This window comes from Streptomyces sp. NPDC086787, from assembly GCF_044745865.1.
Lineage (GTDB): Bacteria > Actinomycetota > Actinomycetes > Streptomycetales > Streptomycetaceae > Streptomyces.
Genome location: NZ_JBIVBC010000003.1, coordinates 1 through 15,783 on the forward strand (window position 1 = coordinate 1; position 15,783 = coordinate 15,783).

Below are 15,783 nucleotides of genomic sequence, written 5' to 3' on the forward strand. Positions count from 1 at the left end.
GTCGGGCGGTGCGCCGTTCATGATGGTGAGGTTGTCCGCGATGACGTGTCCCCCCGCGGCGACGTCCAGGACGCGGAACCGGTTGGCGGTCGAGGGGGATCGCTGGATGGTGGCGTGGTGGCCCTGGATCGTGAGCAGTTCGTCGATCGGGGGAAGGCCGTCGTCGCCGGACGCGGCGCCGGTGAGTGTGTAGACGCAGTAGTCGGCGAGGACGAGGGTGTCGCCGGGGGCGGCACCGGTGATCGCGGCCACCAGGTCGGCACCCGCGGTCGGGCCGCAGCCGACGTTGGTCACGGTTGCCGCGTGGGCGGGCAGGGCACCGGCCATACCGAGTGCCGCCACCCCCAACCAGAGCGCGACCTGTCTGCGCGCCGTCGCACCGCGGCGCGTGCTGCGACCCGTCATCAGCATCCTCGTTTCCCAGCTCGTGTCTCGACTCGGTCCCCGAACCGACGGAAGTCCGGCACGCCTGATCAGCGCTTCCGCCTGATCACTGTGATCGGAGCACCCTCGGTGACGCCGCCTCCGGCGTCCCGGGCCGTCGGGGTGATGGTGTGTGGGCCGTTGCTCAGTGCTCTGGGCAGGGTGCAGGTCCAGGTGCCGGTGGCATCGACTGTCGTCGTGCACAGCGTGACGCCCGCTTCGGAGAGTGTGATCGTGTCTCCGACATCACCGGTGCCGGTGAACGTCGGCGGACTCTGCGCCAGTACCGACCCGTTGGGAGGGCTGGTGAACACCGGAGCACTCGGTGCCTCGGCCACGGTCGTGGTGGCGGTGGACTGGTTGTTCGCGGGGTTGGGGTCCAGGTCGTTCCCGGTCACCGAACCGGTGTTGGCGATCGACGAGACGCCGACGGCGGCCGCGGTGCCGGTCAGGGTGATCGTGTTGCTGGAGCCGTTGGCCAGCGGGCCCGAGGTGCACGACATCATGCCGCCGGTGATCGAACACCCCGGGGTGGTCGTCGCGGCGTTCACCAGGCCGGCCGGGACGGCGTCCGTGACGGTGTAGCCGGAGGAGTTGTCCGGGCCGTGGTTCGTCACGGTCAGGGAGTAGGAGATCGCCCCGCCCGGCGCCACCTGCGCCGGTCCGGTCTTCGTGATCCCCAGGTCGACGTCCGAGCCGAAGCACGAGGTCGCGTCCAGGTTCGCGAACCCGGTGGGCGACGCCTGGGTGGACAGCACGGTGAAGGTGGGGTTGGCCGAGGCGGGGTTGGTCACCTCGACGCGGTAGAGGTTTCCGGCGTTGGAGACGAACCCGAGGTCGCCGTTGCCGTAGGTGAACATGCCGCCGTAGTTGGGAGCGACCGGGAGCTGGCCGGGGAAGTTGGTCGTCGTCCCTGTGGTGGGGTCGATCCGGATGATCGCCCCGGTGGGGTCCGCGCCCCAGAAGAACCCGTCGGCGAAGGCGATGTCCGCGAGCCGCACCGTCTGGGAGAGGGCGAGGCTCTGGACGAGTGTGGCGTTGGCGACGTTGATCTTGTACAGCGTCGACTTGCCGCCTTGGGTCACCCAGTAGTTGCCGCTCCCGTCGAACCCGCCCGAGCTGTACGGGGAGGCCTGGGCGGGCAGGCCCGCGACCGCGCCGACGGTGGTGGTCGTTCCGTCGGGGTTGACCTCGATCAGGTTCTGCGCGGACCCCTGCAACCCGTACATGATGTCCGTCGACGGGTCGATGGCGATGGCGTTGTACAGCGGCTGGGGGGTGCCCACCGGGGAGAACGTGACGGTGCCCGCCCCCGGGGTGCCGGTGTAGAGCTGGACGGTGCCCGTCCCGCTGACGACCATGATCTGCCCGCTGCACGGCCAGGGCGTCTGCCGCACCCGCTGAACAGCGACTCCGGGACTCTTGGCGGAGGCAGCGGCGCCGGCGGAGACAGCCTTCGCCGGGGTGGCTTTCGCCGGCGCACCCACCGTGGCCAGGACGACGGCCCCTACCGCCACCGCCTGCCGCCATGTCCGTTGTACTCGGTGTACTCGGATTGCAACCACCTCGATGGGGACTCACTTGCGACGGCCCTGCTCACAAGCAGAGCGACCCCATCCGAGCATTCACAGAGCCGCTGTCACTCCCCGCAGCGCCTGCGCCACACGAAGATCACCACCGCGCAGTAACCCGGCCACACCGATCGGCCCACACCGAAAAGCCAGAGGCCCTGTGGATCTCTCCACAGGGCCTCTGGTCCGATGTGCACTCGGCAGGATTCGAACCTGCAACCTTCTGATCCGTAGGCGCGTCACCCCCTAAGATGCCGGGCGCCCGCCAGCCTTCCAGTGCCGTGACTCCACTGTCGATCCACGATGCCGGTCCGTCGCTGTGTACCGGTGTACGTGACTGTTGATGTCAGGCGTTGATGTCAGGGCGCCATCCAGCTGTCGCTCATCGAGTCGCTGACGTCCGCTGTTCAAGCCATGTACGGGCGGCAGGGTGCCCGATCATGAGAGCCGCGAGAGACGGCCGTCAGTCATGCGGTCGGCGTCCCATAGTCGAAACCGTCAGTCGTACTCGATACACGGTTGCATGTCGTACTCGATAGATGCTCCACTAGGTGGCATGACGAACATCCGGCTTACGAAGCCGACGATCGCCGTCTTGGAGTCACTTCTCTCCGCGTCGAGCGACAATCCGGCTTGGGGCCTCAGCATCTGTCGGGATGCGGACCTCGGCCCCGGCACCGTCTACCCCATCCTCGATCGTCTCGCTGAGCGTGGCTGGGTCACCAGTGTTGAGGAATCTGGCCCCCATCCTGGCCGACCTCCCCGTCGCTTCTACGAACTCACTGGGACCGGTCGTCAACGGGCCGTTCAGGCACTGGAAGGCCGCCGGGCGCGCCGCTTCGGCCTTGGCCTCTCGGGCGGTGGCGCATGAGTGACACCTCTCCGCTGAGGTACGCGTGGTCAGGATCAGCGCGAGAGGCATGCGCCGAGAACCCGAACCTAATCCCAACCATCGAAGGGATTCTCAGCCGACTCCCCAACGACTTTGATCTGCGGGAGCACACTGGAAAGCCGCTGCGTGTGACAGCCGCCTCCGTCACACGTGGATTCGACTTCTCGCTCGTCCTGACAATCGTCCCTGACTACGAACGCGGGATTTTGCGCATCCGGGACGTGGACACAGAGGGCCACGAGGAGGAAATGCCTAACCACCAGCCGCCCCGAACGGCGCGCTCTGCAACGAGCCTGGCTGCTCGCGTCGCAGGAGCAAGCCGCCCTCATCTCCACGATGAGTGGCAGGCGCTGCTGGCAGGTAGCCCCGAGGACGGACTTCCGCTGTCCCGAGCACGTCAGCAAGCACTTGCTCTGGGCTTTCTCCTCGCTGCATTGCGTATGCGGCTGAGGGACATGGTGCGACCGGCGTGGCGGCCCGTCGATTGGCTGCTCCGCGTCCAGTCGCGGACTAACGCATTCATCGCCACTGCCATCGGCGTCCAGGCGGTGTGCATCGTCGGGAATGATGGTCTGATCGCTCTAGTGACAGACGTTTGGGAGCCATGCGGCATCGCTGGCGCTTCGCTGTACGTCATGTCCCGCTGGCTCCGTCGGGTACGAGGTATTGAGTTGGCGGAGCACGAGTCAGTCGACGACTAGCCCTTCGAACGCCGCGGTTCTGCAGTGCCGGAGTTCCCGCTCACAGCGGAGCGGTGGGGGGAACGGCTAAGCCTCACTTGGGTGCCGTGCTCTATGGGCGCGGCACCGTGCAGGCCAGCGTGCACAACACGTCTCAGTACGTGTCGGTTTTGGCTTCGAGTGCCGCGACTACGGCCGCAGGATCGCCGTCGTACTTGAGGTGCAGTTCATCCGACTCGGGCGGGACGAAGCGGGTGCGGTACCGCTGAAGGTCACTCTCGGCGAAGTAGATCGCGTTGGGATCGTGCGCGTGGTCCTCGTTGCGCTTGCTGATCCGTGCCCAGAGTTCATCGTGGCTGGCTGCGAGATACACAAGCACCGGGGTGGCGCCGGCGTCAGTCGCGATGGCTCGCCACCGGTCGCGGTCTTTCGGGGTCCAAAAGCCATGGTCAACCACGACATCATGCCCCGCCTGAAGCTGCTCCCGAAGCTCAACCGCGACATCCTCAAGGACCGGACGCTCAAGGGTCGGGAAAGTCCCCCTCGGGAAGTCCACCCCGTACACGCCGTGGCGGCGATACATCTCCTCATCCGGACACAGCCGCACGAACCCACGGGCGGTAAGAGCACGTGCAAGCGTGGTCTTACCGGAGCCGGGCAGGCCAGCCATCAGGACGCAGAACGGGGGACGCGGCGACATCGATCTCGTGAGGGTCTGGGAGATGACGGACATCTCCGCTTCGGCTTCGGGTGTGAGTTGGCCACTACGGCCAGCGGCGAGCAGATTACCCAAGCGGCTTTCGAGCACGCTCAAGAGCGTGTCGTCGTCCGTCACTGGAAGACCTCCGATTCCGTCCGCCAGGTGCGCCCAGGAGCGCCGAGGTCGACGCCGTACTCCACGATGCCACCCTCGCTATCGATGAACTTTGCTGTCATCACGACTACCGGTTCTGCGGGCGGGTTCTTCGGGTCCAGTTCCAGGAGTTGCGCGTCCTCCGCTGTCAGCAGGCGCGCTGAGGCCGAGTCGACCCGATGACTGATCGGGCGGCCGGTCGCCTGGGCGATGAGTTGAAGCGAGGTTCCCCCGGTCAACCGCTCGCTCGTCGCCAACTGAGGGATGAGCTTCCCGTACTGAGCGGGAATCCACGACGTGCTGTGCGCCACGATGCCGTGTCGGTCCCTGTACACCCGGCACCGACGGATGGCCTCGGAACCGGGCTGGATGTCCAGGGCTGAGGCCACGTCTGCCGGCGCAGGCACCACGGCGGCCTGATGCGAGTCGGACCGCTCGCCTGATCCCCAACTCGATCCAGTACGGCGGCCCCGGTCCTGACGCTGAGAACCCGAAGACATGGGGCCCGGGCGGTCCAGGACTTCCGTCCCGATCCCATGAATCCCCCGCACGAGACCATCGTTGCGCAGCTTGCGCAACGCCTTCTCGGCCGTCGCGGTGCTCACGCTCCACTCCTCCGAGAGGTTCTTGATGCTCGGCAGAAGTGATCCCGGCTGTAGCTGACCCGACGCGATCAGGTCCGCGTAGTGGGCGGCAATCCGCGCATACGGCGCTCGATTGTCGGCCTGACCAGCCATTTCGTCAGCTCCCTCATCGCAGTTCCCTTAGGTTCCCTAGCTTACCGCTTGACACCGCAGGGAACCCTAGGGAACCTTAGGGATGTACTCGCCGGCCAGTACACCGGTCGGGGGGGTGCAGGACCTCAACGCGCTCTGCCTCAGGGCTGGTTCGGGGTCAAGGGGCCCGGGACAGAGCGGGCCGAGGGCGCACCCGACCCTGGTCATTCGGGAGGGCTTAGACCGAAAGGTCGCGTCTCCATACGCCTGTAACGGGAGCCCGTGTTCCCGAAGGAGACACCTGCACGACGACGCTCGCAGCGCTTCTTGCGGGCGGCCGGTTGCCTCCGCTGCTCGTCTCGTACGAGCAGCGCTGAGGGGAGCCGCGTGAGCTTCACCCTTCATCCATCGAGAGGACTGTTCATGGACCGCCTGAAGGCACAGGCCTCGAAGAACCGTGACGCGGCGAAGGTGCTGCGTAGCCGGGGCAAGGACACCGCCGCGAAGCAGATGGAGGCCCGGGCCGACGAGCTGGAGTCGGGCCGTGTCACCGACGTCACCGACTCGGTCGTCGGCCTGTTCCGCTGGGCGCAGGGCCGCTGACCTAGGACTTGCACACCCCTTAAACGGCGCGCCCCCGGAGCTGGAACTCCGGGGGCGCTGTCGGGCCGTACCTGTTGAGAGGACACACGACCCAATGAGCCACATCGTTACTGTTCGGGACGCTGTTACCGCGTTCGCCGACTGGATCGAGCCGACGGACGCGGAGCTGGACGCGATCGAGCAGGAAATGCCCGTCATCATGGCGGACGTTGACCTGCTCGACGCGCAGATCATCGCCCTGGACCGCATCCCGACCGAGCTGGACAACCGGCGCATCCGCCGGGCCCGGAACCGGGCGCTGGCCGCGCGCATCGACCTGGCCAACCGCACCGCCGCCGCGACCCTGCCCGCCGGTGCCGCATGAGCACCACCCGGAGCCTGACCGCCGCGCACGCCGAGGTGAAGGCGGAGATCACGCGGACCGACACCAAGACCGGTCTGCTGCTGGCGTTCGTCGGCGCGGTGCTGGCCGGTGCCTGGACGGTCGCCCGTGACCTGCCCCTGACGCTCCCCGCCTACATCGCGGGTGGCGCTGGGATGGTGCTGCTGGTCGCGGCGGCCGGTCTGCTGCTGCGCTCGACCTGCCCGAACCTGCGCGGGCGGCGCGGGTTCCCGCTGTGGGCCAAGCTCACCGCCGAGGAGATCACAGACGCCGTCGCCACCGACCTGGCCGCCGACATCGCCGGACTGTCCCGGCTCGCGGTCGCCAAGTTCACGTGCCTGCGCCGTGCGGTCGACCTGACCTGCGTCGGTGGGGCGCTGCTCATCCTGGCCGCCCTGCTCACAGCAGGGGGTGCGGCATGAGTCTTCACCGCAAGGGCCGCGCGGCCCTCGTGCTCGCGCTGGTCGTCGTGGTCGCGATGGCTTTCCGGGTGTCCTGGAACGCTCTGCGCGACGTTGCGGGCGCCATCGGCGCCGACGACACGGCCGCGATGCTGTACCCGTTCGTGGTCGATGGCCTCATGGCCCTGGCGTTGATCACGACGCTCGTGCTCGCCGGACGGGACCGGACGTTCGCGCTGCGGGTGCTGGCTGGCTACACCCTCGCCTCACTGGTCCTGAACTACGTGCACGGCTTGGTGCCGGAGCTCCACGGCCGCTCGGTCGACTGGGGCCGACTGGCCGACTGGGGCCCGGCGAACTGGGCGCTGGTGCTGCTCGCTACTTCGCTGCCGGTCGGGTCGATCTACTTCGGGTCCGACCTCGTGGCAAAGGTGCTGCACCACCGCCCCACCCCGATCGCAGCTCCGACCGCGAATGCGGAGGAATCGACCAATACCGAGAGGAATCGGTCTAGTTCTGACCTCGTGGTATCGACTCCGGCGCCGATCACGCCGAACGTCACGGCGCTGCCCCGAGCCGTGGCCGTCGGCTTCCTGAAGTCGAACATCCCGGCCAAGCCGGTCGGGGCCATCGAGCAGCCGCCCCCGGCGCCGATCGAGCGGCGGGCGGTGGCCGCCGATTCGACCCGCCCGCGCCGTGCTACGGGCCGTGTGCCCGAGGTTGCCCGCACCCCGCGCCCGAAGCGCAGCCCGGACGAGCTGCTCGATGAGGCCCGGAAGGTCACGGCCGATTGGCCGGACACCAGGCTGACCGCCGAGGGCATCCGCCGGGAGGTCCGCACCTCCCCGGCGAACGCCCGCACCCTGCGCGACACCCTGCGCGCCGAACGCGGCCTTCAGGTCGCCTGATGGGTGCCCTGCCCGTCTACCGGTGGCGGTTCGCCCCGGACGGCTACGCCACCCGCCGCCAGCTCCGAGCGCGCGGCTTGCGGCCCGGCGGTCAGGACGTGGCGGCACAGCTCGAACGTCCCCGCCGACGGCGGGGCCCGCTGGTCGCCTACCTCTACCGCATCGACCGCGCCAAGCCGGTGCGGGCGATGACTCCGGCCCGGTGGGCGGCTCTGGCCAAGGCCAACGCTGCCCGCCGCACCTGCCCCGCCTGCCGTCGTGATGCGGGATACGTCATCCCGCCGTCGCTCGGCATGTGCACGACCTGCGCTTTCCCCGACAACGCCCCGGAGGGTGCGTCATGGAACAGCTCCCCGCACACCGTCCGATGACGGTCGTTCAGCTCCCGGACGGCAGCCACGTCTACGCCGACCCCGCCGCCGTGCCCGCGCAGCAGCTTGCCGGGCCGCAGGTGGTGCACATCCACCAGGCGCCGCCGGACCGCACGGTGCAGCGCGTCGCGCTCGGCTCCGGGGTCGGTGCCGGTGCGGTCGCGGCCGGCGTCTACTTCGGCCCGCTGCTCGTCGGCGCCCTCACGGCCATCGCCGCGAACCTGGCGATGCTCGCGTTCATCGCGCTCGTGCTCGGCTGGGCAGTCATCACGGTCGTCCGGGCCGTGGGCGACGACTGCAAGGGCACCGGCAAGCGCGGTCGGAAGGGCCGCTGAACTACCCCGAGGCCGTAGGTGGCCCGCAGGGCGCCTGAGGGGCCTTCCGGGTGGGGTTTGACCCCCGGAAGGCCGTTCGGCCGCCACAACCCCCGTAGCGACGCAGGGTGACGGAAGTTTCCGTCATCGCGCGCACGCGCGTAGGGGCCGCCTCGGAAACCAGGAAACCGGAAACCTGCTCACTCCGCGTAACACGCGCGTGTGGTGACGGGCCGTCGCAGGGCCCGTCACCACCGACCCACCACCCCTGAGAAGAGGATCAGTCGTGAGTCAGGGACAAGTCTGGCGTACACACCGTCAGTACGCAGCCACCGCCGCCCGCTGGACGGCCGATCACTGGCGCAAGGAATCCGAGCGCCGCCGCGCCCTGCGCGCCGAACGCAAGCCCCTCGTGCGCGACGCTCGCCGTGCGCTCGCCACGGCCCGCGCCATCGACCCTGAGGGCGTCACCCCCCTGCGCCACCGCGCGGAGCGCGAGTTGCGCACGGCCAAGCGGCGCGTCCCGGACCCGATGTGGCTGTTCGCCACCAAGACGGCCACCGCGCTCGGTGTCGCAGGGTACGTGTGGCTGCCGCAGGTCTCTGCCCGCGTGTGGGTGTGGTCGGCCGTCGCCGTCGTCGCGGCCGTCACCGCGCTGTCGGTGTGGATCGCGGTGCGCGAGCGCGACACCACCGGCCTGAAGCCCACCGCTGAAGAGTCGGCGCTGCTGAAGCGCCTTCAGCCGCAGCACTGGAAGGAGCACGCCGAACAGCGCGGCCTGTCGGGCACGCTGACCGGCCGACCCAAGCTCACAGAAGCCGGGATCGTGTGCGCCGTCCGCCTCGACGGCACGTGGACGGCGACCAAGCTCCGCAGCGCTGAGGACCACATTCGCGCCCTGCTCGGGGCGCGCACGAGCCTGCGCATGCAGATCAAGGCGGGCAAGCAAGGCGGCTGGGCCGAACTCACCTTGCGCACCCGCAGCGCGGCCGACGGCGACGACCTGACCTGGACGCCCGAGCGACGCTCCCTCGGCATCGACACCGTCACCGGCGAACAGGTCACCGTGCCGCTCGGGGAACGGCTGCTCATCGCCGGACGGTCCGGCGCGGGCAAGTCGGTGGCGTCCCGGCCGCTGCTGTTCGACGCGTCCGAGGGTGAGACGAACGCGCTCGTCATCATCGACCTTAAGCGCGTGGAAGGCCGCCTGTGGGACCACCGAGCCCGCGTCGCCTCCACCCCGCACGAGGTCATCGACGTGACCGACGAGCTGGAGACGGAGATGCTGGAACGGCTCAGCATCCTCCCCAAGGGCCAGGACACCTGGACCCCCACACCCGACCGGCCGCGCATCACGGTCGTCGTCGACGAGGGCGCCGAGGTCATGACCGCCGCCGACAAGGTCCCCTACGAGACCGAGACCAGCGACGGCAAGACCCGCACGACCACTCGCTCCGCACTTCCGGCCCTGGAGTCCATCGCCCGCATGGGCCGCGCAGCGTGCATCGACCTGTGGTGGATGACCCAGAAGCCCACCATCGGCGACGGCATCCCAAGCAGATCGCCCCCCAGATCGGCGTCTCCATCTGCCTGGCCGTGCGCACGCCGGCCGAAGCGCGCGTGGTGCTCGGGGAGGACGCACAGGCCAAGGGCTGGAACGCCGACGAACTCCCCGTGCCGGGTGTGGCGCTGATCCGGGACGGCAAGCGCAAGCCCGACCCCGTCAAGGTCCGCTACATGGACAAGAGCGTGGTCATCGCCCTGCCCGACCGTGAGCCCTGGTCCCGGTCCGTCGCTCCCACGGTGGAAACCGCGGGCGCACCGACACTCACCCTCATCACGAACGCCGCGACCGAGACGGCGCCCGCCGTAGACGGCGCCGCCGCCCGCGTCCTGAAGGTCATCGAGACCGCCGCCGAACCGGTACTCCAGAAGGACCTGGTCACGCGCACGGGTCTGTCCAAGGGCGCCGTGTCCAAGGCTGTCAAAACCCTCACCACCGGAGGCACGGTCGTCCGTACCTCGGACGGCCGCCTAACCGCCACGCGCGGCGACGAGTCCGCCGCCGCCTGATCCACCACACGACGACGGCGGCCCCCCTTCCGCCAAGAACCGGGGCCGCCGCCTTCCACCTGCCCTTCGACAGACCTGTGGAGGTCTTCCAGCATGACGCAACCCACGACCCTCCCGCGAGCCTTACCGGCGGGAGCTCCCGCCGCGGGCGCGATGCGGTTCTACCTGACCACCCACAAGCGGCACTGGCTGCGCCTGACCGACGTGCCGCTGTTCCTCAAGTCCGAGCACTTCGACCGGGCGATCAAGTGGGACCAAGCTCAGGGTCCCTACGCGATCGACTCCGGTGGCTTCATGGAGCTCAAGAACAAGGGCACCTGGACCCGCCCGCCCCGCCAGTATGTCGATGACCTGCGCCGCATCTGGGAGCATGTCGGCCCCTACGACTGGGCCGCGCAGCAGGACTGGATGTGTGAGGACGCCATCATCCACGGCGGCACCTTTGGCGGTCAGCACTTCGTCGGCACCCACCTCAGCGTCGCCGAGCACCAGCGCCGCACCGTGGCCAACTTCCTCGAACTGCGCTCCCTCGCCCCGGACCTGCGCATCGCCCCCGTTCTCCAGGGACGCAGCATCCCCGAGTACGAGCGCTGCGTGGAGCTGTTCGAGAAGGTGGGCGTCGACTTGCGGCGTGAACCGGTGGTGGGGCTGGGATCGGTATGCCGGTTGCAGTCCACCCGCGAGGGCGCCGCGATCGTCACCGCCATGGCCGCGCACGGCTTCAAGCTGCACGGCTTCGGATTCAAGATCCTCGGCCTGGAACGCGTCGGGCATCTGCTCGCGTCCGCGGACTCCGCGGCCTGGAGCTCCCACGCGCGCCGTCGCCCGCCGCTGCCCGGCCACACCACGCACAAGAACTGCGCGAACTGCATCGACTACGCCCTGAAGTGGCGCGAGCGCGCCATCAGTGCCATCCCCACCCACCGGCAGACGCTGCTCACCGATCGGAGGGCAGCATGAACCAGCCCCTGACCGCCCATCTGGCCTGCTTGCCCCTGCTCGCCTCCGCCCTCACCAGTGCGGAACGCGGCTGGCCCGTCATCCCCCTGCACCCGCGGGCCAAGCGCCCGGCCGGACACGCCGAACGGGCTTGCCCCGGCACCGGACGGTGCACGGGCGGGCACCGCAAGCCCGAACAGCGCGCCACGACTAACCCCGACCTGATCCACGCCACGTGGGCCATGCGCCCGTACAACGTGGGGATCGCCACCGGTCCGGCCGGTCTGCTGGTCGTCGACCTGGACGTGTGCAAGCCCGAAGAGCCAGAAGGGGCGCCTGACGGCGCGACTTCCCTTGCGGCGCTCTGCGAGCGCACCGGCCAGGCCGTCCCCACGACCTACCGGGTGCGGACCGCGCGCGGCGGGGAACACCTGTACTTCGCCGCCCCGGCGGGGGTGCGGCTGAAGTGCAGCGCGAACCGTCTCGGACCGCACATCGACACCCGCGCGTGGGGCGGCTACGTCGTTGCTCCCGGCAGCACAACGCCTGACGGAACGTACGAGGTAGCCGATGGCGCCCCGGTGGCGCCGCTGCCGGGATGGCTGGCCGAACGGCTCACCGAGCCGGACCGGCCCGCCGTCGTCGACCTGGCCCCGGTGCGAGATGGCACCCGCGCCGCCCGGACCGCGCTGGAACGCGAGTGCGCCGTCGTCGCCGCAGCGACGGAGGGCGGGCCGGACGGCCGCAACAACACCCTGCACAAGAGCGCCTGCAAGATTGCCCGATTCGTCGCATGGGGCGACCTGCCCCGGGATGCGGCAGAGCAGGCAATCCAGGGGGCGGGGGAGGCCACCGGACTGCCGCCGACCGAGTGCCGCACGACCATCCGCAGCGCCATGGACTGGGTCATCGCCCACGCCACCCCGCGGCAGGCAGCCTCATGACCGCCCCCAACTCCCCCCGCCTGGATTGCCCCACCGGCCCCGCCAATCGGCCGCACGCCGCTCCACAGCCTGTGGACACGGCGGGCGTAGGCGAGCCGAAAGGCGCCGCCCGACAGGGCGTCGTCACTGCTCTTCCCCGCTCGAACCGGTCCGCGGTTCGGCCGGGCACGGACCCGACACCGGGCACCCCCGGCATCCGGATCCTCGCCCCGCCGATCTACCGGCACCACTACGACGGAGACCGCTGGTCCAAGCGGTACGGCGACACCCCGACCGCCGCCTACGCCTGCGCCTGCGGGCAGACCCGCACCGCCACCGGTCCTGACGCCGTGGCCGCGCTGATCTCCGAATACGACGCCCACCGATCCGCCTGCGCGGGAGCTCCCGCCGCACCCCTCGAAGGGAGGGCCGCCGCATGACCGCAACCAACGCCATCGACGGCGCCGCGCTGCTCGACGAGGTGGAAGCCTTCCACCGACGCTTCAACGTCTTCCCCACCGATGCCGCGTTCGTCGCGGTCGCACTGTGGGACGCACACGCCCACCTGCTCGACTGCTTCGACTCCACCCCCCGCATCGCCTTCCTGTCCCCCGAACCGGGGTCGGGCAAGACCCGGGCCCTGGAGATCGTCGAAACCCTCGTGCCGCAGCCCATGACGGCCGTCAACGCCTCCGCCGCCGCCCTGTTCCGGTCCGTCTCCGCAGGCAACGGCAAGCCCACGATCCTGTTCGACGAGATCGACACCGTCTTCGGCCCCAAGGCAGGGGACAACGAGGAACTACGCGGATTCCTCAACGCCGGTCACCGCCGCACCGGGGTCACCTACCGGTGCATCGGGGACGGCGGGCAACAGACCGTGCAGGCCTTTCCCTCGTACTGCGCGGTCGCGGTCGCCGGACTCGGCTCCCTGCCTGACACGATCCTGAGCCGCTCCGTCGTCATCCGCATGCGTCGCCGTGCCCGCAACGAGCGTGTGGAGCCGTTCCGGGCCCGTATCCATGAGGCGGAGGGGCACAAGCACCGTGACCGGCTCGCCACATGGGCAGAGCAGGCCCGAGGGTTGGTCATGGGAGCGTGGCCGGACATGCCGGACGGGGTGAGCGACCGACCGGCGGACGTGTGGGAACCCCTGCTCGCCGTTGCCGACGCTGCAGGCGGGAACTGGCCCGAGCGGGCTCGGGCGGCCTGCGTGACGCTGGTGACCGCCTCCAAGGCCAATGACAAGGGCAGTCTGGGGGTTCGGCTGCTGACCGACCTGCGCGACCACGTGATGGTCGGCATCGACCGCCTGCCGACCGTCGCCATCCTTGACCGGCTCAACGCCCTGGACGACGCCCCGTGGGCTGACTTGAACGGCAAGGCGCTCGACAACCGGCGCCTTTCGCGGATGCTCGCCGAGTACATGACGGCCGACAACGAGCCGATCACGTCCCGGAACATCAAGGCCGCCGGGAGCGTGCTCAAGGGCTACTACGCCGCCGATCTCCGGGACGCGTGGGCCCGCTACTGCCCCCCACCCCCGGAAAGTCCGCTACCTCCGCTACCGGGCACCGAAAACGCTGCCTGACCAGCACTAACGCGGTAGCGGCAACTGGCCATGGTTGCCGCTACCGCGCCGCTACCCATCCGCTACCGCTACCCCTTCCCGCTACCTCGAACAGGCCCCTGACCTGCGCGGTAGCGGCGGTAGCGGAAGTAGCGGCCCTCAGAGGGACCCCCGACGGACCGCCCCGGAGGAATCACCGCATGACCACCGCCATGCCCCCGATGCCCCAGGCGCTCAAGGTGCCCGAAGTCATGACCGCCCTGCGCCTCAGCCGCAGCAAGGTCTACGACCTCATTCGCTCGAAACAGCTCGAAAGCTTCACGGCCGGACGCGCCCGCCGCATCCCGGTCGAGTCCGTACGCCGCTACATGCAGAACCGCATCGAGGAGACCGACTGATGGCCAAGCGTGCCAACGGCGAGGGAACGATCAGCAAGCGAGCGGATGGCCGCTACCACGCCGCCGCCTACGTCTACCGCCCCGACGGAACCCGCACCCGCAAGTTCGTCTACGGCAAGACCCGCAAAGAAGTGGCCGACAAGCTCACGGAGTTGCAGGAGAAGACGCGCCAGGGGATTCCGGCCGCAGAGGCCACCATGGCGTTCGGCGACTACCTCACGTACTGGCTCGCCACCATCGCGCCGCAGCGGCTCAAGCCGTCCACGCTGAACAGCTACGAGGGTCTAGCCCGCCTGTACATCCGCCCCGCCCTCGGCAAGAAGCGGCTGAACCGGTTGTCCCCGGCGGACGTACGCCGGTTCCTGGCGGAGTTCAAGGATTCCTGCCTGTGCTGTCTGCGGGGCGCGGACAAGGAGCGTCCGGAGGACAAACGCTCGTGCTGCGCCGTGGGCCGCTGCTGCCAGCGTCGCCCGTCCGCCCGGACCGTCCAGTACATCCATGCCGTTCTCCGGTCCTCTCTCCAGCAGGCCATCCGAGAGGAGCTGATCGCGCGGAACGTCGCCCGGATCGTTGAGACCCCCACCGTCACCCGCAAGGAGGTGCGTCCGCTGGACGCCGCAGAGGCTCGCCTCATGCTCAAGACCGCCCGATCCCACCGTCTCTACGCCCTGTGGCTGCTGCTCGTCTCGACAGGCCTGCGACGAGGTGAAGCGCTCGCTCTCACGTGGGCGGACGTCGACCTTACGAACGGTCAGCTTCGCGTCCGACGGAACGTCCAGCGCATCCGGCGTGAGCTGATCTTTGGTACCCCCAAGACCACGCGTTCCATTCGCACGGTCTCTCTGCCGAAGCACTGCATGCGGGCACTTGCCCAGCACCGAACCCAGCAGGAGCAGGAACGCAAGGTTGCGGGGAAGAAGTGGCAGCCCGCGCCGGGGCAGCCGGACGGTCTGATCTTCACCACGGCGCATGGTCGGATCACAGACCCTCGCAGCCTGAACAGGATGCTCACCCTCCTGTGCCGGGACGCCGGCGTGCGGCGGGTGCGGGTGCACGACCTCCGGCACACGTGCGCCTCGCTGCTGCTCGCTCAGGGCGTGGACGCTCGCACGATCATGGAGACGCTCGGGCACAGCACGATCACGATGACCCTGGACACCTACGCGCACGTGATGAGCACGACGCTCAAGGCCGCCGCTGATCGGATGGACGACGCCCTTGGGCTGGACGAGTCCGGCGAGGAATCCAGCAGCGAGCAGGAGGCGGACGGCGAGGTGTGATCGGCGCTTCCAACCGCGTTGATGTCAGCCGTTGATGTCAAAGGCCCCCTGGGATCATCCCAGGGGGCCTTTGACCTGTGTGCACTCGGCAGGATTCGAACCTGCAACCTTCTGATCCGTAGTCAGATGCTCTATCCGTTAAGCTACGAGTGCTTGTTTGTTCAGTTTTCCTGTCTTCGCTCCCGGCTCTTTCGGCCCGCTCGCGGCGACAGGAAGAACATTACATGACTGCCGCCGCCATGTGAAATCCATTAGCCGCACCCCTTGTGACCTGCACAGATGCCATGAACGCCGAAGCCCCGGTCCAGATGGACCGGGGCTTCGTCGATCAGGCGCGGAGGCGGAGGGATTTGAACCCTCGATGGGCTTTAAGACCCAAACCGCATTAGCAGTGCGGCGCCATAGACCGGACTAGGCGACGCCTCCAGCACAACCTCCCACGCGAGCGCGTGATCGGTGCGTGCAGATGATGACACAGTCGAGCGTGCT

At 69.0% G+C, this 15,783-nt stretch carries 18 protein-coding genes, 2 tRNA genes and 1 pseudogene; 15 read left to right on the forward strand and 6 right to left on the reverse strand.

The features are described 5' to 3' along the window. Positions 1 to 405 (reverse strand): annotated as a pseudogene (locus ACIPK3_RS09585) (hypothetical protein); the annotation flags it as partial. Between the two features lie 68 nt (positions 406 to 473). Next, positions 474 to 1,940: a DUF6923 family protein gene (locus ACIPK3_RS09590; RefSeq protein ID WP_402567878.1), complete on the reverse strand. Its 1,467-nt coding sequence runs from the start codon at positions 1,938 to 1,940 to the stop codon at positions 474 to 476. 610 nt (positions 1,941 to 2,550) lie between these two features. Between ACIPK3_RS09590 and ACIPK3_RS09595 the strand changes: the two genes are divergently transcribed. Next, complete coding sequence (locus ACIPK3_RS09595; protein ID WP_402567880.1) at positions 2,551 to 2,865, forward strand: PadR family transcriptional regulator; 315 nt, start codon at positions 2,551 to 2,553, stop codon at positions 2,863 to 2,865. Between the two features lie 855 nt (positions 2,866 to 3,720). On the opposite strand, the gene ACIPK3_RS09600 is transcribed toward ACIPK3_RS09595, so the two are convergent. Continuing rightward, positions 3,721 to 4,299, reverse strand: a complete 579-nt coding sequence (locus tag ACIPK3_RS09600; RefSeq protein WP_402568638.1) for an AAA family ATPase — start codon at positions 4,297 to 4,299, stop codon at positions 3,721 to 3,723. Positions 4,300 to 4,397: 98 nt separating this feature from the next. Further along, on the reverse strand, positions 4,398 to 5,156 hold the full coding sequence (locus tag ACIPK3_RS09605; RefSeq protein WP_402567881.1) for a GntR family transcriptional regulator: 759 nt from the start codon (positions 5,154 to 5,156) through the stop codon (positions 4,398 to 4,400). Positions 5,157 to 5,558: 402 nt separating this feature from the next. Here ACIPK3_RS09605 and ACIPK3_RS09610 point away from each other — a divergent pair, with 402 nt between their 5' ends. The 14 genes from ACIPK3_RS09610 (at position 5,559) to ACIPK3_RS09675 (ending at position 15,294) form a co-directional block, all read left to right on the forward strand. Further along, entirely contained in the window at positions 5,559 to 5,738 is a 180-nt protein-coding gene (locus tag ACIPK3_RS09610; protein ID WP_391350265.1) for a hypothetical protein, read from the forward strand. A 94-nt stretch (positions 5,739 to 5,832) separates the two neighbouring features. Further along, the gene (locus ACIPK3_RS09615) at positions 5,833 to 6,102 is read left to right on the forward strand and encodes a DUF6284 family protein (RefSeq protein ID WP_402567883.1); all 270 of its coding nucleotides are present in this window, start codon (positions 5,833 to 5,835) and stop codon (positions 6,100 to 6,102) included. After that, positions 6,099 to 6,542: a Pycsar system effector family protein gene (locus tag ACIPK3_RS09620; protein WP_402567884.1), complete on the forward strand. Its 444-nt coding sequence runs from the start codon at positions 6,099 to 6,101 to the stop codon at positions 6,540 to 6,542. Before ACIPK3_RS09615 ends, ACIPK3_RS09620 begins: the two co-directional genes overlap by 4 nt. Further along, entirely contained in the window at positions 6,539 to 7,429 is an 891-nt protein-coding gene (locus ACIPK3_RS09625) for a DUF2637 domain-containing protein (protein ID WP_402567886.1), read from the forward strand. The genes ACIPK3_RS09620 and ACIPK3_RS09625 overlap by 4 nt, the downstream gene beginning before the upstream one ends. Next, positions 7,429 to 7,800 (forward strand): RRQRL motif-containing zinc-binding protein, encoded by a 372-nt coding sequence (locus ACIPK3_RS09630; RefSeq protein ID WP_402567887.1) that lies wholly within the window; start codon positions 7,429 to 7,431, stop codon positions 7,798 to 7,800. Before ACIPK3_RS09625 ends, ACIPK3_RS09630 begins: the two co-directional genes overlap by 1 nt. Next, the gene (locus tag ACIPK3_RS09635; protein ID WP_402567888.1) at positions 7,797 to 8,135 is read left to right on the forward strand and encodes a DUF6251 family protein; all 339 of its coding nucleotides are present in this window, start codon (positions 7,797 to 7,799) and stop codon (positions 8,133 to 8,135) included. Before ACIPK3_RS09630 ends, ACIPK3_RS09635 begins: the two co-directional genes overlap by 4 nt. Before the next feature lie 265 nt (positions 8,136 to 8,400). After that, positions 8,401 to 9,807: a cell division protein FtsK gene (locus ACIPK3_RS09640; RefSeq protein WP_402567889.1), complete on the forward strand. Its 1,407-nt coding sequence runs from the start codon at positions 8,401 to 8,403 to the stop codon at positions 9,805 to 9,807. Further along, entirely contained in the window at positions 9,735 to 10,187 is a 453-nt protein-coding gene (locus tag ACIPK3_RS09645) for a MarR family transcriptional regulator (RefSeq protein WP_402567890.1), read from the forward strand. The genes ACIPK3_RS09640 and ACIPK3_RS09645 overlap by 73 nt, the downstream gene beginning before the upstream one ends. Before the next feature lie 93 nt (positions 10,188 to 10,280). Next, positions 10,281 to 11,147 (forward strand): hypothetical protein, encoded by an 867-nt coding sequence (locus ACIPK3_RS09650; RefSeq protein WP_402567891.1) that lies wholly within the window; start codon positions 10,281 to 10,283, stop codon positions 11,145 to 11,147. Continuing rightward, entirely contained in the window at positions 11,144 to 12,070 is a 927-nt protein-coding gene (locus ACIPK3_RS09655; RefSeq protein ID WP_402567893.1) for a bifunctional DNA primase/polymerase, read from the forward strand. Before ACIPK3_RS09650 ends, ACIPK3_RS09655 begins: the two co-directional genes overlap by 4 nt. Next, entirely contained in the window at positions 12,067 to 12,489 is a 423-nt protein-coding gene (locus ACIPK3_RS09660; RefSeq protein ID WP_402567895.1) for a hypothetical protein, read from the forward strand. Before ACIPK3_RS09655 ends, ACIPK3_RS09660 begins: the two co-directional genes overlap by 4 nt. After that, a complete protein-coding gene (locus ACIPK3_RS09665; protein ID WP_402567897.1) occupies positions 12,486 to 13,637 on the forward strand; it encodes a DUF3631 domain-containing protein in 1,152 nt (383 codons plus the stop codon). The genes ACIPK3_RS09660 and ACIPK3_RS09665 overlap by 4 nt, the downstream gene beginning before the upstream one ends. A 179-nt stretch (positions 13,638 to 13,816) precedes the next feature. Next, positions 13,817 to 14,014, forward strand: coding sequence for a helix-turn-helix domain-containing protein (locus ACIPK3_RS09670; protein WP_402567899.1), 198 nt, complete (start codon positions 13,817 to 13,819; stop codon positions 14,012 to 14,014). After that, positions 14,014 to 15,294 (forward strand): tyrosine-type recombinase/integrase, encoded by a 1,281-nt coding sequence (locus ACIPK3_RS09675; protein WP_402567901.1) that lies wholly within the window; start codon positions 14,014 to 14,016, stop codon positions 15,292 to 15,294. The genes ACIPK3_RS09670 and ACIPK3_RS09675 overlap by 1 nt, the downstream gene beginning before the upstream one ends. An 80-nt stretch (positions 15,295 to 15,374) precedes the next feature. Here ACIPK3_RS09675 and ACIPK3_RS09680 read toward each other — a convergent pair. Together ACIPK3_RS09680 and ACIPK3_RS09685 are read right to left on the reverse strand one after the other, a co-directional pair. Beyond that, positions 15,375 to 15,447 (reverse strand) — tRNA-Arg (locus ACIPK3_RS09680). A gap of 182 nt (positions 15,448 to 15,629) precedes the next feature. Then, positions 15,630 to 15,720, reverse strand: a tRNA-Ser gene (locus tag ACIPK3_RS09685). Between the last annotated feature and the right edge of the window lie 63 nt (positions 15,721 to 15,783).